Here is a 17,672-nt window from a genome sequence, read left to right as displayed (position 1 = left end):
CGGTGCCCCAGGGATCGTTCGTGCCCTTGTCGGGAATGTTGCCCAGCGACTGCTTATGATCTCCCGCAGCACGCAGCGCAGCTTGTCGATGGTGGCGATCATCAGGCCTTCTCCAACTCGCGCGCCTTGACCCAGGCCTGCGCACTCTCGACGGAGATCAGGACCCGGCGACCAACCCGCATTTCCGTCGGGGCTTTGCCCGCGTACCGCAGATTGAGGTAGTGCCGCTCCGAGATGCGGAAGGCGCGGCAGAATTCCGGGACGGTGTAGGCAAGCTGGGTCATCGGCGGTTCGGCCTTCTTGCGGACTTTGGTTCTCTCTTTGGCGGTGGACATCATCAGTTGGCCCCCTTCCGACGCCGCAGGTACGCATTGATCTGCTTGATTTCGTCAGCGACACACCGGTCAAAGAGCCCGTGCATCTCCGGCTGATGCTCAGGGGCGAAGCAGGCGACGTACTCGGCGACGAGATAGGCCAGGGCCGCGCCCTCGCTGTCGCAGTCCATGCTCTCGCTGATGAGGTGGAATGCCGTGATCAGCCTGGTGACGTTGTCGGCCAGCGCGTCTTCATCAACCGGCACGGCGGCACCTCCAGGACAGTCGGCGGCCGATGTGGAAATAGCGGCGACCGCGCTTCCCGCAGACCGGGTCGGGGGCGATCCGCATGGCATGCTTGGTGCCGGGGGACGGGTTCGAACCATCGACGCGCGGATTTTCGATCCGCCGCTCTACCGACTGAGCTACCCCGGCATCGCCCACGATGCGGCGCTCCCACATCGACTGGAAATCCTCGTCGGCCAGGACCGGCGAGGCCAGCACTGCCGCAAGGGTTTGCAGGAGGGCGCGGCGCGCGATCATCGGCTGCCCTCCTTCAGGGCCTTCTCGACCGCCACGCAGGCCTCGTTGATGCGGCCCTGGTTGACGCCGTCGAAGGCGATCTCGGCAATCGTGTGCTGATCGATCCCCTTGTAGAAATACAGATACGCCGCCTTGATCTTCTCTTCGAAAGTCAGCGACGTTTTCGAGTGCTTCAAATTCATCGCGAACTCTGCTTGCGGCTCGGCCGCGATTTGGTCTGGGGCGCGGGTCGTTGGCTCATATCCTCTCCGCGCGACGACGCACTGCGAGACGCCGCCTCCGTAGCTCCTCCGGACCCAAGGGCGTGACGATCCAGCAACTTGCGAACGCGATAGGCCTCGGCGAAGTGATCGCCCGCATGGCAATGCGAGGTCTCGCTGCGGCAGTGCTCGCCGCAGCAGATCGCCTGTGCAATTTCGAGGTCGCTGGGTCGCTTCATGATCAGTGCTCGGTCTTGTCGGCCTCGGCGTGACCGTTGCTGCGCGCCTGGGCCAGGAACATCGGCATGTCGTCGGTCTCGGCCGTGAGCTGCGCGGCGGCGATGTCGCGCTCGTTGTCGTGGAATTTGCGAAGGCCGAGCATCAAGCTGCCGCCGATCTGATCGAGCAGGCTCTTGATCGACTCGGCGCGGCGCATCAGGTTGTCGCGCTCCGCGTTCACCTTGGTGACCTGGCGGCGCAGGCTATCGTTCTCGAACTCGATGATCGCCTTGTTGCTCTTGAGCACCTCGTTCTCGGTGCGCAGCGACTGCAGCTCAGTTTCAAGCGACGAAATTTCGTTAGCGAGGTTCATGGTCTCTCTCTCCTTTTCAGCGCATCAGCGTCCAGAGCAGCTCGGCGACGTAGAGCAGCACGATCCAGACCGCGAAGTTGGCCAGCAGCATCAGAAGGCGAAGATGGTTGGCGCTCATGTCGAAAGCTTCCTGCGAATTTGGGAGCGGACCTGCGTCGCAAACCAACGGCTGACGACGCTGCCGCGATGGAGCAGGACGACGGATCGCTTTCCATCGGGCCCGGTGAAGTGGATGCGCGTGTGCCGACCGCCTTCCGAAACCCGGACGCTTGAGCCGCCTGCATCGTGGACTGCGGCAATCGCATCGCGCACCACCTTCCGCATCACTCGGCCTTGTTCGCGAGGAGCCGGCGGATGAACTCCTCGTACCGCTCGCAGGCGCGAATGACCGCGCTGTGGTCGATGTTGAAGGTGCGGGCGATCTGATGATAGCTCGCGCCGGTCACGACCTTGGTGAAGGCCATGATCTTCTGGCGCGTGGCGAGAACATCGCGATTGGGTCTTGTCCGCAGGTCCTGGACGGTGACGCCGAACACCTGCGCGCCAACCGAGCACGCGATGGAGCAATGGTTCAGATAAGGTCGTGCTGCGCTGATGGCGCCGAACTCGTCGCACATCTTGCGGAAGCGAGCCCCATCAGTCGCCGCGACAGACATTGCGAGCGAGCTGCACGCCAGTGGCCAGCTTCCCTGCAAGAGCACGTCGTCATTCACGATAAACATTCCCCGACACTCCCCGTTACGCTTCACTCGACGGACGATCACCCGCAACATCGGTCGCGGGCGCAGTCGAAGGTGCTTCGGCTTCGGCTTTCGGCTTAGGCTTCGGCGCGTGCGCGGCAGCATGCGCGTCCATGGCGGCGATGGCCGCCTGGCCAACAGGGGGAGCGTTACCGCTCAGCCGCTGCGCAAGGCGCGGCGAAATATCCTTGGCGATGTCGGAAGCGACGGTGAAGCCTGCATCCTCCATCTCGTCGCGGCCATACATGCCAGCGATGATGTCGGGGCAGTACATGCGCGCCCAGTCGCGGCTCATGTTGTAAAACAGCTGCAGATCGGGCTTCTTGTCCCAGAGCGGCGAGCCCTTCACCTTCCCCTTGTCGTTGTGGCCAGGATGCAGCTTGCCGAGCGTGAACTGGTCGGGATCGGCGTCGAGCGGCGGGAAATAGCGCGGCTCCTTCTCGCCCTTGAACGTGGCCCACACCCGGCAGCGGCGCTTGTCGCCTTCGCCTTCATAGCCAACCTGGAGCCGCGTCAGCAGCGGGGCGCGCTGCTCGATGATCGCGTGGAAGAACTGGCTCTCGTAGGCAACGCGCTCGATCTTCTGACCGTTGACCCACTGCTCGACGGTATAGGTCCAGTTCGCCAGCGCGAGCGGCGAGATATCCAGCTCCTGCGCCTTCATGCAGATGCCGAACATGCCGCCGACGTTGCCCTGGAGCCACGGCGGGATCATCGGACCGGCAGACGACAACAGCTTGGCCGCATCGACCATATCGCGCAGGTTTGCGTAATCGACGCCGCCGCCCTTGAACAGCGTGACAGCTTCCGTGCGCTCGCTGACCACCTTTTCAGCATCGCCGCGTGCAAGATCACCGCGAGTAACGCGGGCGGGCTGCGCCTGCTGCTGGGGCGGCGGCGACTGGGGCTGCTCGGTGGTGACGGTCGTATCGGTCATCACGCAGCCTCCCGCAGCTCGAACTTGATGCGGTCATCGACCGACTTGCGATACCAGTCGGGGAGATCGACGTACTCGGCATCGGGGCGGTCGTCGCCAGGGCCAGGCCAGACGCCGCTGCGATAGCAGTCCAAGAACATCTTGGCGGCCAACTCATTGAGCGCATGGCCGCGCGCCAGGTCCTCGTCCTTGAGGGTCTGGGCGCGCACGCAATAAGGCGGCTTGCTCTCGACCCAAAGCAGCGTGAACGAATTTGCGGGCATACCGAGAGCGCGGGCACCTTCGAGGACCATCGCGCCCTGCTGGTGATAGCCATAGTCGATGATAGAGCGCTGCGTGTCGCGATAGAGCACCGAGCGCGTCGTCTTGAGGTCGACGAAGTCGCCGCTGTCGTTCGGCATCTGGTCAGGCCGCGCCTTCTTCCAGAAACCGCGCGGGTCGCGCCAGATCAGCGACCGCTCGGGTGCGCCGTTGAGCATCCCCTGCTGCACGAGAGGGAAACTGCCGAGCGATATGATCATGCCCTTGGCGTTCTCGACCATCTCGGGCGACATGATGAATTTGCCAGCTGCGATCTGGGCTGCCTTCCAGTCCCGCCATTCCTTCCTGTTGCCCTGGTACGCTACTCCGCCAACGGTGGCGGGCCGCAGCACGCAGTCGTGCTCGAACGGCTCGCCAGCGACGGCGCTGTGCAGGAAACGGCCGAGCGACAGCGACTCGTTCTGCTCGTCATCGGACGAGTGCGCCGGATTGAGTTGCGATTTGTCGAAGGCGTGCTTGGGCGACTTCGCGATGATGTTGCGGAACATCGACGACGAGACGCTGACCTCAACACACAGGTGCGGGCGATGATAATCGGCGAGCGGAATGCCGCGATAAATCCCAGGCGTGGTGATCTGGCTTCCGTCCCACGGGATCGACTGCATGATGACACGAACCTCCGGCGCAAAGCGGTGGCGGCCTTGGCGCAAGCCAAGGGCGACTGAGTGCGATGATTTGGAAGCGGGTCACCTGCTTCAAGGCAGGCGATGACACCGTGGTTTCGAGATCATGAGGGGCGATGGGTGATTGCTCTTCTTTGCGCCCGCCTGATGTGATCGATTGTCAATCTCGCATATTGGACTGTCAACAGCTCGACACAGCGCAGACCCGGAAAGTTTTGCGCGGCCTGTAGCAACACGTAACAACACCGCACCACTGAGTTAGCGCCGCTTGTCGTTGCTACCTGTAAGTTGAGCCAGACCCGTTATTTTGAGGTGCGCGCAAAATTCCTCGTGACACGAGGCGTCATCAGGGATGATGAATTGCCGATGCGGTTCAGCGTCTGGGACAACCCCGAGTCCGAACAGGTTCTTCGCGTGATGTGGATGGAAGGTAGCTCGGCGGCCCTCATCGCAGACGCCCTGCGCACGTCGCGCAATTCCGTCATCGGCAAGGTCCATCGGCTCGGGCTGTCGCGCACCCAGCGCAAGCCGAAGGTCGCGAAGCGGCCGACCAGGTCCAGGATCGCGCAGCCGCGTCCGGGCGAGCCCGTGCCGTTCCTCAAGGTGAAGTGGTTTCACTGCCGCGCCGTGCTCGATCAGCGCGGCAAGGACGGGCTCGCGGTGTTCTGCGGCCAGGCGAAGACCATTGGCTCGCCCTGGTGCGTCAAGCATCGGCGCGCGTTCACTGCAGCGAGGGTGCCCTCATGACAATGAGCGCGGCCCGGTGATCCTCCCGCTTCACCGTGGCCCTGCAAAACGCAAAGGGACACCAATGGCGAAAGCAGCGAACACGACCAACGATTTCGAACCCGAAGTCGTGCAGGAACTCCTGGGGAAGATCGACGGCTACCACGCCGACCTCGCAAGCGAGCGCGGTACGTTCATGAAGACGTGCCGCTCCATTCGCGAGAGCATCAGCAACGTCTACACCGAGGCCAAGGCGCGCGGCATCCCGCAGAAGGAGCTGCGGTCGCTGGTCAAGATCAGGCTCAACGAGGCCAAGAACCGCAGGATTTACGAGGAGCTTGAAGCCGATCAGCAGCAGACGCTGTCGATGCTGGCGACGGCCGAGGGCGTCAAGGACCTGCCGCTCTGGCGGGCCGCCGCCATGATGGGGGATGCAAACGCGACCGCTCATTGATGGGGGCGGCCATGGCGTACAACCCGCGCATCCTGGCGCTCGATCTGGCGTCACGAACTGGCTGGGCCTGCGGCGATTGCAGCGATGCAGCGCCGCGATGCGGCTCCGTGCGCTTCGCCCGCGAGGGCGCGAGCATGGGCGCGCTGTTCGCGGGCTGTAGGCAATGGCTGTCCGACTTCCTCGCCACCGACCCCGACATCAAGCTGATCGTCTTCGAAGCTCCGATGACGCCGCAGCAGATGGCTGGCCGCACGACCGCCGACATCATGCGGCGGCTGAGCGGGCTCTGCGCGGTGGTCGAGGAGCTGACCTCCACGCTGGGCGGCTATGACGTGCGCGAGGCGCGCGTGTCCGATGTTCGGTCCCACTTCATCGGCTCGAACCGCCACAAGCGCGACCAGGCCAAGGGGCTGACAATCAGCGCCTGCCATCGGCTCGGCTGGGCCCCGGCCGATGACAACGCCGCCGATGCGCTCGCGCTCTGGCACTACCAGGCATCGATCCTCGACCCGCAACTCGCAGTGCAGACCTCGCCGCTGTTTCGGCGGCGGGTTGCATCGCCACTGATGGGAGCATGACATGGCGCGCATCCGGACCATCAAACCGGAATTCCCGCAGTCGGAAACCATCGGCAAGCTGTCGCGGGAAGCACGCCTGCTTTTCATCCAGCTGTGGACCATCTGCGACGATGAAGGGAGGACTCGCGCAGCCTCGCGAATGCTCGCGAGCCTTCTCTACCCGTACGACGAGGACGCTCCAAGCCTCATCGAAGGCTGGCTCGTCGAGCTTGAACGTCATGATTGCATCGTCCGTTACGTGGTTGAGGGCTCGACTTACCTCCAGGTCAATAACTGGTTGAAGCATCAGAAGATTGACCGGCCGGGAAACTCCAAGCTGCCGGTTGTCAGCGAGGGTTCGCGATTGCTCGCGAATGATCGCGAGGATGCATCGACGGACCTAGGACCTAGGACCGTAGGACCTAGGACCAATGCCGCGCCTGTCGGCGCGCCGCGCGTTGCGCGCCCTGACGAGCTTGATCTCGGCCAGGCCGAGGCAGCGAAGCCGACCAAACCGCAGCGAGCCGACCCCGAAACCGAGCTGTTCCGCCGAGGCCGGGAGGTCCTCGGCAACAGCGCAGGCGGTGTGATCTCCCAGCTGCTCAAGGCCAAGGGCAAACCCGAGCTTGCACGAGCGGCGGTGGAGGTCGCCGCGACCAAGGAAAATCCCCGCGAGTACATCGGCGCGATCATTCGCGGCAAAGCCGAAGAGGACAGTCCGAGAGGAGCAATCCTGTGAACCAGCGTCTGCGTCTCGATGAGGTTCTTCGCATGCTGGCGAGCGTCGGCTGCGATCCGCGATCCTTCACGGGATCGAAAGCATTCCGCTGCCCTGCGTGTTCGCACCAGCGCCGGAAGAAGTTCTACCGCTGCCTGTCCATCCGGTCCGAGCCGGATGGGTTTTTCTTCCGCTGTTTCCATTGCGACGACTTCAAGGGGAGCTTCCGCTATGACCACGCTCGCGCCGACGACCGCCGCGTTCTTCGAAGCAAGGGGGATATCGCCCGAAACAGCTACGCGGTTCGAAGTTTATACGGGAGCCCTCATCGGTGAGAAGCCGGACCGGCGCGTCGTCCCGAACCCGCGCGGCAACATCGTGGTCTACCCGTTCCTGGAGCACGGCGTGGTCGTGAACGAGAAATACCGGGCCGAGCGCAATGGCGAGAAGGTCTTCTGGCATCGCAAGGGCGGCAAGCGGACGTTCTGGAACGCCGATGCCCTCGACGACCCGGCGCTTGAGGCAGGCACGCAGCCGCTCGTCATCACCGAGGGCATCGAGGACGGCATGGTCGCCATCGAGAACGGCTGGCCGCTCACCGTCTCGGTGCCTGATGGCGCGCCGCCCGTGCCGAAGGATGCTCGCCTGCCGCCGCTCGATCCCCAGGCCGAGCCGAACGGCAAGTTCGAATTCCTGTGGCTCAACCGCGACCGGCTGGGTCGCGTGAAGCGCATCATCCTCGCGGTCGATGACGATGGACCTGGGCAGCGGCTCGCCGCCGAGCTGGTGCGGCGTATCGGCGCCTGGCGCTGCCAGTTCGTCAGCTATCCGACCGGCTGCAAGGACCTGAACGACGTGCGGCGCAAGCTCGGCGCGGAAGCCGTGGGCGCGGTGCTGCGCGATGCCAAGCAGTACCCCGTGCGCGGCCTCTACCGGCTCTCCGAGTACCCGAACCTGCCGACGCTGGTGCCGGTCTCGTGCGGCTGGCCGATCTTCGATGAAGGCGTTGCGCCGGGCAATGGCTGGATGATGCTGTTCCCTGGCGAGTTCATGGTCGTCACCGGCATCCCGAGCCACGGCAAATCGACCTGGATTTTGAACCTGCTGTTCAAGGTGGCGCTGCTCCACGGCTGGCGCGCCGCGATCTTCTCGCCGGAAATGCCGACCGTGCCGTACCTGCGCGACAAGCTTCGCAGGATCGTCTCGGGCAGCGAGGCAGCCGATCCGGCGACCGACGCCTTCATCGAGCGCAATTTCGTCTTCCTCGACAACGATCCCAATGACGAGGAAGAGGACGATATCACGCTGGAATGGATCATCGAGAAGGCGCGCGACGCAGTTTTGCGCGACGGCATTCGCGTCCTGGTCATCGATCCCTGGAATGAGATCGAGCACGCGCGGAAGCGCGAGGAGTCAACGCACGAGTACATCGGCCGCGCCATCCGCATGCTGAAGCGGTTCGCTCGCCGGTACGAGGTCGCGGTGATCGTGCTCGCGCATCCGACGAAGGACGTTTACGAGCGCGGCAAGCTGCGGACGGCGACGCTGTATGACATCGACGGCTCGGCGCACTGGTTCAACAAGCCCGACCACGGGCTGGTGATCGAGCGCGATCCGGTCAAGGCCGAGACCACCGTGCACATCTCGAAAGTCCGTTTTGAGCAGACGGGCTATCGGGGCGCGATCCGGATGAGCTTCGATCCGGGGACGCAGCAATTTCATCAACTTCAGGAAAATCAGGGGGAGCTTGCCTATGAGTGACATGCTGCTGATCCGGCGCGAGCCGATGAAGTTCAATCCGCTGGAAGACGTGCTGATGGATGACGATGCCCCATCGATCTGGGACGGCCCGCACGTCGGCAAGCGGCTGTCCGAGGCGATGCAGACGCTGCGCCTGCTGCCCATGCCGGGCGTCTGCGGGTATCGGCCGGGCTGGCCTCCCTACGTCTACGAGTTCGACGATCTTGTCGAGCAGCACAAGCAGGGCGAGCTGGAGCGGACGCAGCAGATGCAGAACCGCACGCGGCTGCTGCCGTCGCTTCGCGATGTGACGCGCATGGAGGCGGCGATCTGCTGGCCTGCCGAGTACCTGGGCGCGCTCGCGCATCTCGTCCTTGCCGTGAATGCCGTGGCCCTGGCGCACGCCCTGGAGCGCGATGCGGGATGGGTTGCGGCCAAGCGCGGCGGCTATGCCGATACCTGGCGGCAGCGCCACGACCAGGGCTGCGAGATCATCGCTCGCGGATTGCGCAACGAGCTGGTGCCGGTGTTCTGAGCAAGCGATGGAATTTGAGATCCCCCACGGCGCGGAGCGCGAATATCTGATCATCTTCGGCGTGGCTGCGGTCTATATCGGTACCAGCCCGATTGGGGAGCCGTGCATCGTCGGCGCAACGCGCGATCTCAATCTGACCCAGCGCGGCATGCAGCGGAAATGGCTTCGGTGGGAAATCTCGTGCGCCTACTGGGTCAAGGACCGCGACATAGCCGAGGCAATTGCCGCCGAGGTCAACTGCGCGCTGCCACATGACCAGGAGGACAGGCTCGCGGTACGGGCCGAGACGGCCGCTCGGCAGATCGAGGCGGTCGCTCGCGACCGGAACATGCTGCTGACAAATCACGACGCTGCGATGGCTCGGGTGAAATCAGCGGTCAGGCACGTTCAGGAGGTAATCGACGCAGCGAACGCGACCGGCCAGCTTGCCTGGTTCAACGCTGCGTACAGGGCTTGGCGGCTCGATGCTAAAAAAATCGGATGCGGCATGACATACGCTGAAGCGCGGGCGCGGTTGCGCAAGGCTGTGACCAAACGGCTGATTACGTTAAACGTTCTCGATTGCAGCGAAACGTTGCTCGCCGAAATCTTCCCGGCGCTGCTGGAAGTGCGCTGAGAAATTTACGTTGACGGCGCGAAAATTCGGGATCATTCATCGCGCGCAAGCCGCCCGAATTGCGTCCCAGGGCCGAGCAAAACCCTCTCCACCGATTTACGTTGACGGCTGAGTCCGGGCCTGCGCTTGATTGCGCACAGCTCGATGCCCAGAGCCCTAGCGCTCTCGGGTCGAGTCCGTGGTTTCATCATGCACAGCGACTTGGATCAACCGGCTCCGGTAACGGACGCCGGTTGCTTTTTGGCAGCGAGCGCAGCCGATGCTGATCGTGATCGCCATAGCTTTCGAGCTGCTGCAGCTGCACGGGCCTAGCGACCAACTGATCGACATCAACCCGGATCAGGTCGTGAGCCTGCGCAAGCCGCGCGCCGACGAAGGTCACTTCGCGAATGGCGTTCGGTGCCTGGTCAGCACGACCGATGGGAAGTTTTCGACTGTGACGGAGGATTGCGAGACTATTCGCAGCCGGATCGAAGCAGCGAAAATGGGGAGATAAGCTTGCTGCTCTGAACAGAGAAAAGCCCCGGCATGGGCCAGGGCCTTTCGAAGTCGGGGATCAGTGGCCGGTTACGCCAGCTTGTAGGAGGTGACGCCGTCCTCGCGGCTGCGCTCGGCCTTCGCCCCGTTCGGCAGCCGGGTGAGCGCAGCGCGTAGCGTGTGCGCCTGCCAGCCCAGAGCCTCGCACATCTTTTCGACCGTCGAGCCCTTGCCGCTCAGCAGATCGAGCAGCATCGCGCTCTTCGATCCAGCGCGCGGACCCTTCGCCTGGCTTGCCTTCGCCAACGTTGCCACCTTCTTGGCGACCGCCTTCTTAGCGCGGGGAGCCTTGGCGGCCGACTTCTTCGCGGCAGCCTTCTTCGCAGTGGTTTTCTTCTTGGTAGCCATTTCAACTTCTCCTGTTTCGCGGCGACCGGAATGGTCCCGCTGTACTGCCCCGAGCCCATAGACCCTTTCGGGTGCTGGGCAGTGGGCAGCCAGGAGGCTGCGGCGGTTAGGCGATGGCGCTATTTGTCAAAAGCGCTGCAACCCATGTCCGTGTACGTTTTCATCTCTCGTTGCAGTCTCTGAGCGTGCTTAGCGAGACCGTCGTCGGCGAGGCTTTTCCAATAACGAATGTTCGACTTCTCGCCCTGGCACCACGCTTCGCTGCCGCTTTTGGGCTCGATTGTGCTGGCCTTCGCCGCAGCATCAATCTGAGCCTGCGTGAACTCAGCCGCTGATGCTGCAGTGATGCCGACGAGCAGGGTCGAAGCGGCCAATATGATCTTCAGCGTTTTCATTTCTTCGGGTCTCCGTGGTGGCGCGCGTTCGCCGCGCCGTTTCGTTGCCCAGTACATCGCTCTGGTGCGTGCCGACATCCAGTCGAACCGTAGCCATGCCATTGCGAAGATGCTGCAGAAGCAGCAATGGAAGTGCTGGCAGCGGAACCAGCGCTTTCTTCTGGATTGCAGAAAGCAAAAAGCCCCAGCGCAAAGGCTGGGGCGGCTTTCAAGATGCGGCAGGCTGCCGTTGATCAGGGGCGCGCTAAGATCATCGATATGCCGAAACGCTGAAGCGGCACGCGCTCAACTGATCTCGCCAGCCTTCTCGCGCAAGGCTTCATAGAGTTGCGCAGGGCCGAGCAACACGTCTTTTAGACCCTCTCTTACTTGTGCGCTGTCGATGGCCTGCTTGCTCATGGTCGTGTGCGCGGCCAGCGCGTCCATCACCGCGTTCATGATCTCCTTGGAGAGCGTCGGGGAATTGGCGAACTGCGCCTTGGTGTTGTTGCTGGCCTGTAGAACCAGTTCCTCGGATTCCAACAGCTTGCCCTTGATGACGTTGTTCACGTAGACCAGCTGGTCGTCATCGGTCAGGTCGCCCTCGAACAGGTCGTTCACCTTGGCGATGATCTCCTCCAGCCGCGCCTTCTCCTTTTCTTGCACGGAGCCTGAGCCCACCTCGGACAGCGGCGGCAACTTCGGAGCTTCGCCGTTCCCCAGAACGAGCTGGCGCTTGCCTTCGTCCTTAAGGCTGTGATGCGTAAGCTTCACCTTTGACAGGTCGATCCCTTCGCGCTCGCGGCCGAACTCCAGCAACGGGATGAGCCGACGATAGAACATGAACCGCTTCTCGATGGCGGTGTTGCCATAGTCGAAGATTTGCGACAGGAAGCTATACAGGCGCTGGAATGCGCCCATGTCGGCCTTGAACAGGATCAACGCATTGATCTCGCCATTGGCCTCCTCGGTGGCCTTGGTGTCATCTTCTGCTTGTGCTGACCGCAACTTGTCTTGCGCCTGCTTGAACCGCTTCAGAAGGCGATCCACCACCGGCTCAAGGGCCGCAATGAGGTCACCCTGCTTGGCCTTGGGGTTCATCTCGACAGCTGCGACGCGGTCCACCTCAAACTCGTCGTAGTACCCCGACGCGTCGAGCTTGGCCCGCAAATCGTAGACGAGGTTCGGGTCAGTGACGCTCTCCAGTTCGGCTGTCTCGTAGTAGGTCTTGAACGCGGCCAGCACCTCTTCCGAGCTGTTGACGAAGTCCAGCACGTAGGTGGTGTCCTTGCCGGGGTGAGCGCGGTTGAGCCGCGACAGCGTCTGCACGGCCTGGATGCCAGCAAGACGCCTGTCCACATACATGCCGCAGAGCAGAGGCTGATCGAACCCAGTCTGGAATTTGTTCGCGACCAGCAGGATTTGGAACTCGTCGCCCTTGAAAGCGTCCCGGATGTCGCGCCCGTTGAGGCCGGGGTTCAGCGTCTTGCTGGCCTCGGTGAAGGGATCTGGGCCCGACTGGCTGTCATTCACCTCGCCCGAGAAAGCGACCAGCGTCCCGATCTTGTAGCTGCGCGACTTGATGTATTTCTCGATGGCAAGCTGCCAGCGCACCGCTTCAAGGCGGCTCCCCAGCACCACCATGGCCTTGGCGCGGCCTTCTAACAATGGCGCAACATTCGTGCGGAAGTGCTCGACGACGATCTCGACCTTCTGGCTGATGTTGTAGGGATGCAGACGCACCCAGCGCATGATGCTCTTCAGAGCAGCATCGCGCTCGACCTCCTTGTCGTCCAGTTCCTTGCCATTGTGGGCAAGCTTAAACGCCATTCGATAGGGCGTGTAATTCCTGAGGACGTCGAGGATAAATCCCTCCTCAATGGCCTGCCGCATGGAATAGACGTGAAATGGCTCGGGCAGCATGTCAGGACCAGGGCAGCGGCCGAACAGTTGTAGCGTCTTGGCTTTCGGAGTGGCAGTAAAGGCGACGTAGGTGATGCCCTTGTCGTTGGCCCGAGCCGCCATTTGAGCCGCCAGCATGTCCTCTGTGCTGACCTCTCCGCCGTCTCCCAGCTCGGCAAGTTCCTCTGGCGATAGCACCTGCTTGAGCTTTGCAGCGGCGTCGCCGGTTTGAGACGAGTGCGCCTCGTCGGCGATGACCGCAAACCGCTTGCCCTCCGTGGCGGCGAGCTTTCGAACCTCCTCCAGAGCGAACGGAAAGGTCTGGATGGTACAGACGATGATCTTCTTGCCTGCCGCCAATGCCTCTGCGAGCTGCCCGCTCTTGCTCGCTCCTTCGGACTTGATGGTGGCAACGACGCCGGTGGTCCGCTGGAAATCGAACAGCGCGTCCTGAAGCTGGGCGTCGATCACGTTGCGGTCGGAGATGACAATGACGGTGGAAAACAGCTTCTCGTTATTGGCGTCGTGTAGATCGGCGAGGAAGTGCGCGGACCAGGCAATAGAGTTGGTCTTGCCTGAGCCTGCCGAGTGCTGGATCAGGAACTTGCCGCCCGCACCCTCGTCCAGAACCTTGGCCTGGAGCTTCCGAGTGGCGTCAAGCTGGTGGTAGCGCGGAAAGGTGATGCTGGTGATCTTCTTCTTGTCATCGCGCCGGGTTACCAGGTAACGACCAATGATCTCCAGCCAACTATCGCGCTGCCAGACCTCCTCCCAAAGATAGCTGGTTCGATGACCGGCGGGGTTAGATGGATTGCCCTTGGCTCCGTGGTCACCCTTGTTGAATGGCAGGAAAGCCGTTGCAGGACCCGCAAGCTGCGTCGTCATGTGGACTTCGCTGTTACTGACGGCAAAATGTACCAGTGCCCCGCTGGGGAAGTTCAGCAGTGGCTCGACGCTTTGCCCCTTGGGTCGCGGGTGGCGGTCAAGGCGATACTGGTCAATGGCGTCATCTATGCTCTGGGTGAAGTCAGTTTTGAGCTCAGCGGTGGCGACCGGAAGCCCGTTGAGGAACAGCACGAGGTCGAGGCAGTTCTCGTTGGCCGACGAGTAGCGCAGCTGCCGCACCACCCGGAGCCGATTGGCCGAATAGCGAATGAGAATGTCAGCGTTCATTGCCAGGGCTGGCTTGAATTGCGCCAGCGCAATCGGTTGACGCAGTCCGATCAGTTCGACGCCGTGGCGCAGCACATCGAGAGTGCCGCGATCATCGAGCTGCTTGCGGATGCGGTCGAGCAGGATACCCTCAGCACTCGCGCCGTGGTTCTTCGAGAGCGTTTGCCAAGCGGTTGGCTGGGTGGTTTGTACCCAAGCGACAAGATCAGCCGGGAAAAGAGCGCGAGGACGGTTGTAGAGCGCTGCATCGCCTTCCGCGGAGAGCCAGCCGTGCGCGGCAAGATAGCTGCAGATCTCATCCTCGAAGCTAATCTCCTTGTGCAGGTTCATGCGGCGACCATGTCATGGACGGGCGCACTTGCCTCGACGAGCGTACGAACGTCAATCTTGCCTGTTACGGCCGCGGAGATCAGGGTGAGCCGACGCTCCTGAAGGAGAGCGACTGCTTTCACAGCTTCCCCAACGAGGCAATCGACCTTTTTGATCTCACTGTCTAGGAAAGCTCTAATCGCATGTTGCTCCCGAAGCGGTGGAAGAACAAATTTTAGCTGCTTGTATTGGCCGAGGCCAACTCGTGTCCTTGTTGAGTCCACCGAAATTGAATTAATCTGCTCTCCGCCAAAATCCGAGTTGAGAAGATAAACCAAGAAGTTCGCATCGACCGTGCTGCGCACTCGCAACCGGATAACATCCTGCGTCACAATCGCTTCAGCTTCTCCTGGTGGGTAAATGGCCGCTAGCCCCGGTGGGTCGCCAACCTTTGCGATGAGGATATCGCCAGGAATGACACGACAAAAAGACAGCTGTTTCGCCTTTTCATCGGTCACGCACCATTCGCTGACACGGCAATAACCGAGCTGCTTAAGATCTCGGATATAGATGACCGGCACCCCCTCGGATGTCAGTTCGCTGGTCAGGAGGTCACTTCCAAAAGGGCCATTCACGAACGAATGTTGTCTCGGCTCAGCAAGATCATTCAATTTTTGTGGGAGGCCCCAGTGCGCGGGAACGTCGTCTAGCCATTGTAAGCCGGAACGCTTCATCGGCACGTTAGGATCGAGGCCCTTGGTGGTCGCGTGTGAGATGACGGCCTGCCGTTTCTCTTGCAGCAGATGGATTAGCCGCTGCTGTTCTTCGACAAGCGCATCAATTTTTGCGGTTTCTCGGTCGAGAAATTTGGCGATGCCAGTTTGTTCGCTGAGCGGAGGAACGGGAAGAATGAAATCGTTGAAACTGTCCGTCGGCATTCGCCAACGTCCAAGGCCGGATGCGCCCTGCCCAAAGGCATAGAAAATTCGTTGCTCATATCCATTTTGAAACAAATACAAAAAGTATTTGAGCGCAAGGTCTTTCGTTCGCGCCGCGAAAACTCTGTAGTCTGGGCTAGTAACGCCGTGGCCCGTCGACAGATCGACATATCCCGTCAAGAGGTCCATGTGGTTCATGACGAAGTCATCGGGCTCAACTAATTGGTATTTCGAATAATCCATCGATAGCTGGCCATCATTGCTATCGATATCTCGAACTTTGAGACCATGTTGAGTTACTGACAACACATCGTGACCGAGTTCTCCGGCAATCCGTTTTCGGATTTCGAAGAGAGCTTTGATGCGAGCGGCAGACCAGTGTTCCGGAATGTTACCGAGCCAATCGGCACCGCTTGCTCGGTAGCTATCGTAACGCGCGAAGCTCATGCCGCCAGCCCCTCGATCATCGCTTTGATACGTGCGGTAACCTGCGCGAGATCGGCGTCAATCTCTCCCAGAGTACGCGGCGCCTCAAACACATAGAAGAGCCGAGTGAACGGAACTTCATAACCTGTCTTGGTGTTCTCTTCATTGATCCAGGCATCGGGTGCATAGGGCAATACCTCACGCCTGAAGTATGTATGAACAGCTTCCGACAGTGGTACATTCTCGGTGTCCCGCAGTTCGCTATCGGCCTGCGGCTTGCCCTTCGTCTTACCTTTTGTGCCGACAATGATGTTGCCCTTATCATCGCGCAACGGCCGTTCGATGGTGATCGTCCGATAACCAAGGGCCTCGTTAGGGAAGATGCGGGAGAGGGGAACGAATTTCACCCTGCCGCCCTCGGGTGCGACCGGCGGCTTATCGCCGGCCACCAACACGTGCCGCGCGATCTCCTTATCTTCGGCATCGAGTACAGTGGCTAGTTGGGCTTCGACAAAAAGACCGAACAGCCGGGTCACATCAGCGATATGCGCGTCTGTCATCTCCTTACGTTTTGAGCCAAGGCTCTTTCGCATTCTCTGCCAGAACGAGGAAGAGTCGATGAGCTGCACCTTGCCCTTGCGAGCATTCGGCTTGCGGTTGGACACGATCCAGACATAGGTGGAAATGCCGGTGTTGTAGAACATATCGGTCGGCAGGCCAATGATGGCTTCGACTAGGTCGTTCTCCAGAAGGTAGCGACGGATTTCACTCTCGCCTGATCCCGCGCCGCCAGTGAACAGCGGCGAGCCATTGAGGACGATGCCGAAGCGGCTGCCGCCGTCCTGGGCCGGACGCATCTTGGAGAGCAAGTGCAGCAGAAAGAGCAGCGAGCCATCCGACACGCGCGGCAGTCCGGGGCCGAAGCGACCATTGAAGCCCTGGCTCTCGTACTCCTTGCGGACCTCCTTCTCGACCTTCTTCCACTCCACGCCGAACGGGGGATTGGAGAGCATGTAGTCGAACTTCGCGTGAGCGTGTCCATCTTCCGACAGCGTGTTGCCCGCAACTATGTTGGCCACGTCCTGGCCCTTGATCAGCATGTCAGCCTTGCAGATCGCATAGCTCTCGTCGTTCAACTCCTGGCCGAACATGGTCAGACGGGCTTGCGGGTTCAACGCAGCGAGGTGTTCGCCCGCAACCGACAGCATTCCGCCCGTGCCTGCCGTGGGGTCATAGATGGTGCGGACCACGCCGGGTTTGGTCAGGACATCGTCATCCTCGACAAAGAGTAGGTTGACCATCAGCCGGATGACTTCGCGCGGTGTGAAGTGTTCACCAGCCGTTTCGTTCGACAGCTCGGCGAACTTGCGGATCAGCTCCTCGAAGGCCAGTCCCATCTCATGGTTGTCAACGGCCTCGGGATGGAGGTCGATGCCCACAAACTTCTCGGTGACGAGATAGAGCAGACCACTCTTCGCCAGCTTATCGATCTGAGCGGAGAAGCTGAACCGCTCGAAGATGTCGCGCACCGCAGGCGAGAACGCCTGAACGTAGGCGTAAAGGTTCTGGCTGATGTGATCCTGATCACCTATCAGCTTACGCAGATCGAGGTCGGACGTGTTGTAGAAGCTCTGGCCCGATGCTCGGAGCAGGAAGGGGTCCGGGTTCAGACCCGCCTTCTTCTTCGCCGCGAACTCCGCGAGAACCTTGGCCTTGGTCGGCTCAAGAACGCAGTCCAGTCGCCGCAGCACGGTGAATGGCAGGACCACCTTGCCATAGTCAGACTGCTTGTAGTCCCCCCGCAGCAGATCAGCCACGGACCAGATGAAAGAAGACAGATTTTGATGGTTCACGATTTGGAAGACCCCGGATGCCCCTATGGAAGGTCAATCTGTCAAGAACGTCTCCGTGGGACAACCCCAACTTGTGGCTTCCGGACCTAAGCCGGTGCAAAAGAGCAGCGCGGCTGGCGCTACATCGGTGGGTCGATCCTTTTAAGAATGAGATGGCCGGGAGAGTTGGCTAGTTGGGCGCCCTAGGAAGATCGAT

Annotated in this window: 21 protein-coding genes and 1 tRNA gene; 9 read left to right on the top strand and 13 right to left on the bottom strand. The window is 61.4% G+C overall.

Translation table 11 applies throughout. The annotated features are described in order from the left end of the window. Positions 1-101: 101 nt before the first annotated feature. The 8 genes from A7X65_RS13850 to A7X65_RS13810 form a co-directional block, all read right to left on the bottom strand. Positions 102-338, bottom strand: coding sequence for a hypothetical protein (locus A7X65_RS13850; protein ID WP_245323516.1), 237 nt, complete (start codon positions 336-338; stop codon positions 102-104). After that, on the bottom strand, positions 338-580 hold the full coding sequence (locus A7X65_RS13845; RefSeq protein WP_063685605.1) for a hypothetical protein: 243 nt from the start codon (positions 578-580) through the stop codon (positions 338-340). Before A7X65_RS13845 ends, A7X65_RS13850 begins: the two co-directional genes overlap by 1 nt. Before the next feature lie 93 nt (positions 581-673). Then, a tRNA-Phe gene (locus A7X65_RS13840) sits at positions 674-749 on the bottom strand. A 104-nt stretch (positions 750-853) separates the two neighbouring features. After that, positions 854-1,039 carry a hypothetical protein gene (locus A7X65_RS13835; RefSeq protein ID WP_063685603.1) on the bottom strand — a complete coding sequence of 62 codons (186 nt, stop codon included), beginning with the start codon at positions 1,037-1,039 and terminating at the stop codon, positions 854-856. Positions 1,040-1,298: 259 nt separating this feature from the next. Beyond that, entirely contained in the window at positions 1,299-1,649 is a 351-nt protein-coding gene (locus tag A7X65_RS13830; RefSeq protein WP_063685601.1) for a hypothetical protein, read from the bottom strand. A gap of 323 nt (positions 1,650-1,972) precedes the next feature. Further along, positions 1,973-2,371, bottom strand: a complete 399-nt coding sequence (locus tag A7X65_RS13820; protein WP_063685597.1) for a helix-turn-helix domain-containing protein — start codon at positions 2,369-2,371, stop codon at positions 1,973-1,975. Between the two features lie 16 nt (positions 2,372-2,387). Beyond that, entirely contained in the window at positions 2,388-3,326 is a 939-nt protein-coding gene (locus A7X65_RS13815; protein ID WP_063685595.1) for a recombinase RecT, read from the bottom strand. After that, positions 3,326-4,252, bottom strand: coding sequence for a PD-(D/E)XK nuclease-like domain-containing protein (locus A7X65_RS13810; RefSeq protein ID WP_156527799.1), 927 nt, complete (start codon positions 4,250-4,252; stop codon positions 3,326-3,328). Before A7X65_RS13810 ends, A7X65_RS13815 begins: the two co-directional genes overlap by 1 nt. A gap of 384 nt (positions 4,253-4,636) precedes the next feature. Here A7X65_RS13810 and A7X65_RS43545 point away from each other — a divergent pair, with 384 nt between their 5' ends. The 8 genes from A7X65_RS43545 (at position 4,637) to A7X65_RS13770 (ending at position 10,112) form a co-directional block, all read left to right on the top strand. After that, the gene (locus A7X65_RS43545) at positions 4,637-5,017 is read left to right on the top strand and encodes a GcrA family cell cycle regulator (RefSeq protein WP_063685591.1); all 381 of its coding nucleotides are present in this window, start codon (positions 4,637-4,639) and stop codon (positions 5,015-5,017) included. Between the two features lie 64 nt (positions 5,018-5,081). Then, positions 5,082-5,450, top strand: a complete 369-nt coding sequence (locus tag A7X65_RS13800) for a GapR family DNA-binding domain-containing protein (RefSeq protein ID WP_063685589.1) — start codon at positions 5,082-5,084, stop codon at positions 5,448-5,450. Between the two features lie 11 nt (positions 5,451-5,461). Further along, on the top strand, positions 5,462-6,028 hold the full coding sequence (locus tag A7X65_RS13795; RefSeq protein WP_156527797.1) for a hypothetical protein: 567 nt from the start codon (positions 5,462-5,464) through the stop codon (positions 6,026-6,028). Between the two features lies 1 nt (position 6,029). After that, complete coding sequence (locus A7X65_RS13790; RefSeq protein WP_063685585.1) at positions 6,030-6,746, top strand: hypothetical protein; 717 nt, start codon at positions 6,030-6,032, stop codon at positions 6,744-6,746. 210 nt (positions 6,747-6,956) lie between these two features. Continuing rightward, positions 6,957-8,486: a DnaB-like helicase C-terminal domain-containing protein gene (locus A7X65_RS13785; RefSeq protein WP_063685583.1), complete on the top strand. Its 1,530-nt coding sequence runs from the start codon at positions 6,957-6,959 to the stop codon at positions 8,484-8,486. A gap of 1 nt (position 8,487) precedes the next feature. Continuing rightward, on the top strand, positions 8,488-9,000 hold the full coding sequence (locus A7X65_RS13780; protein WP_063685581.1) for a hypothetical protein: 513 nt from the start codon (positions 8,488-8,490) through the stop codon (positions 8,998-9,000). A 7-nt stretch (positions 9,001-9,007) separates the two neighbouring features. Then, positions 9,008-9,616, top strand: coding sequence for a hypothetical protein (locus A7X65_RS13775; protein ID WP_063685579.1), 609 nt, complete (start codon positions 9,008-9,010; stop codon positions 9,614-9,616). A 259-nt stretch (positions 9,617-9,875) separates the two neighbouring features. Then, complete coding sequence (locus A7X65_RS13770) at positions 9,876-10,112, top strand: hypothetical protein (protein ID WP_063685577.1); 237 nt, start codon at positions 9,876-9,878, stop codon at positions 10,110-10,112. Between the two features lie 71 nt (positions 10,113-10,183). Here the strand turns inward: A7X65_RS13770 and A7X65_RS13765 are convergent, their stop codons facing one another. Further along, positions 10,184-10,501, bottom strand: a complete 318-nt coding sequence (locus A7X65_RS13765; RefSeq protein WP_063685575.1) for a DUF3489 domain-containing protein — start codon at positions 10,499-10,501, stop codon at positions 10,184-10,186. 119 nt (positions 10,502-10,620) lie between these two features. Then, positions 10,621-10,896, bottom strand: coding sequence for a hypothetical protein (locus A7X65_RS13760; RefSeq protein WP_063685573.1), 276 nt, complete (start codon positions 10,894-10,896; stop codon positions 10,621-10,623). 126 nt (positions 10,897-11,022) lie between these two features. Here A7X65_RS13760 and A7X65_RS41665 point away from each other — a divergent pair, with 126 nt between their 5' ends. Continuing rightward, positions 11,023-11,169 carry a hypothetical protein gene (locus A7X65_RS41665; protein ID WP_156527796.1) on the top strand — a complete coding sequence of 49 codons (147 nt, stop codon included), beginning with the start codon at positions 11,023-11,025 and terminating at the stop codon, positions 11,167-11,169. Positions 11,170-11,181: 12 nt separating this feature from the next. Here A7X65_RS41665 and A7X65_RS13755 read toward each other — a convergent pair whose 3' ends face one another. From A7X65_RS13755 to A7X65_RS13745, 3 genes are read right to left on the bottom strand one after another with little or no spacing between them, the layout of a single operon-like run. After that, positions 11,182-14,280: a type I restriction endonuclease subunit R gene (locus A7X65_RS13755; protein ID WP_063685571.1), complete on the bottom strand. Its 3,099-nt coding sequence runs from the start codon at positions 14,278-14,280 to the stop codon at positions 11,182-11,184. Then, positions 14,277-15,644, bottom strand: coding sequence for a restriction endonuclease subunit S (locus A7X65_RS13750; protein WP_063685569.1), 1,368 nt, complete (start codon positions 15,642-15,644; stop codon positions 14,277-14,279). Before A7X65_RS13750 ends, A7X65_RS13755 begins: the two co-directional genes overlap by 4 nt. Beyond that, positions 15,641-17,476 (bottom strand): type I restriction-modification system subunit M, encoded by a 1,836-nt coding sequence (locus tag A7X65_RS13745; protein ID WP_063685567.1) that lies wholly within the window; start codon positions 17,474-17,476, stop codon positions 15,641-15,643. Before A7X65_RS13745 ends, A7X65_RS13750 begins: the two co-directional genes overlap by 4 nt. Positions 17,477-17,672: the final 196 nt, after the last annotated feature.

This window comes from Bradyrhizobium stylosanthis (assembly GCF_001641335.1).
GTDB lineage: Bacteria > Pseudomonadota > Alphaproteobacteria > Rhizobiales > Xanthobacteraceae > Bradyrhizobium > Bradyrhizobium stylosanthis.
Note: the sequence above shows the minus strand (reverse complement) of the source record. Positions and strands in the feature narration are given on the sequence as shown.

What these genes read in the sequence shown, in the direction of transcription:
- A7X65_RS13850 (WP_245323516.1), bottom strand. Translation starts at nt 338, where the DNA reads ATGATGTCCACCGCCAAAGAGAGAACCAAAGTCCGCAAGAAGGCCGAA.
- A7X65_RS41665 (WP_156527796.1), top strand. Translation starts at nt 11,023, where the DNA reads ATGGAAGTGCTGGCAGCGGAACCAGCGCTTTCTTCTGGATTGCAGAAA.
- A7X65_RS13775 (WP_063685579.1), top strand. Translation starts at nt 9,008, where the DNA reads ATGGAATTTGAGATCCCCCACGGCGCGGAGCGCGAATATCTGATCATC.
- A7X65_RS13795 (WP_156527797.1), top strand. Translation starts at nt 5,462, where the DNA reads ATGGCGTACAACCCGCGCATCCTGGCGCTCGATCTGGCGTCACGAACT.
- A7X65_RS13820 (WP_063685597.1), bottom strand. Translation starts at nt 2,371, where the DNA reads ATGTTTATCGTGAATGACGACGTGCTCTTGCAGGGAAGCTGGCCACTG.
- A7X65_RS13835 (WP_063685603.1), bottom strand. Translation starts at nt 1,039, where the DNA reads ATGAATTTGAAGCACTCGAAAACGTCGCTGACTTTCGAAGAGAAGATC.
- A7X65_RS13785 (WP_063685583.1), top strand. Translation starts at nt 6,957, where the DNA reads ATGACCACGCTCGCGCCGACGACCGCCGCGTTCTTCGAAGCAAGGGGG.
- A7X65_RS43545 (WP_063685591.1), top strand. Translation starts at nt 4,637, where the DNA reads ATGCGGTTCAGCGTCTGGGACAACCCCGAGTCCGAACAGGTTCTTCGC.
- A7X65_RS13770 (WP_063685577.1), top strand. Translation starts at nt 9,876, where the DNA reads ATGCTGATCGTGATCGCCATAGCTTTCGAGCTGCTGCAGCTGCACGGG.
- A7X65_RS13830 (WP_063685601.1), bottom strand. Translation starts at nt 1,649, where the DNA reads ATGAACCTCGCTAACGAAATTTCGTCGCTTGAAACTGAGCTGCAGTCG.
- A7X65_RS13760 (WP_063685573.1), bottom strand. Translation starts at nt 10,896, where the DNA reads ATGAAAACGCTGAAGATCATATTGGCCGCTTCGACCCTGCTCGTCGGC.
- A7X65_RS13750 (WP_063685569.1), bottom strand. Translation starts at nt 15,644, where the DNA reads ATGAGCTTCGCGCGTTACGATAGCTACCGAGCAAGCGGTGCCGATTGG.
- A7X65_RS13780 (WP_063685581.1), top strand. Translation starts at nt 8,488, where the DNA reads ATGCTGCTGATCCGGCGCGAGCCGATGAAGTTCAATCCGCTGGAAGAC.
- A7X65_RS13810 (WP_156527799.1), bottom strand. Translation starts at nt 4,252, where the DNA reads ATGCAGTCGATCCCGTGGGACGGAAGCCAGATCACCACGCCTGGGATT.
- A7X65_RS13815 (WP_063685595.1), bottom strand. Translation starts at nt 3,326, where the DNA reads ATGACCGATACGACCGTCACCACCGAGCAGCCCCAGTCGCCGCCGCCC.
- A7X65_RS13790 (WP_063685585.1), top strand. Translation starts at nt 6,030, where the DNA reads ATGGCGCGCATCCGGACCATCAAACCGGAATTCCCGCAGTCGGAAACC.
- A7X65_RS13800 (WP_063685589.1), top strand. Translation starts at nt 5,082, where the DNA reads ATGGCGAAAGCAGCGAACACGACCAACGATTTCGAACCCGAAGTCGTG.
- A7X65_RS13765 (WP_063685575.1), bottom strand. Translation starts at nt 10,501, where the DNA reads ATGGCTACCAAGAAGAAAACCACTGCGAAGAAGGCTGCCGCGAAGAAG.
- A7X65_RS13755 (WP_063685571.1), bottom strand. Translation starts at nt 14,280, where the DNA reads ATGAACCTGCACAAGGAGATTAGCTTCGAGGATGAGATCTGCAGCTAT.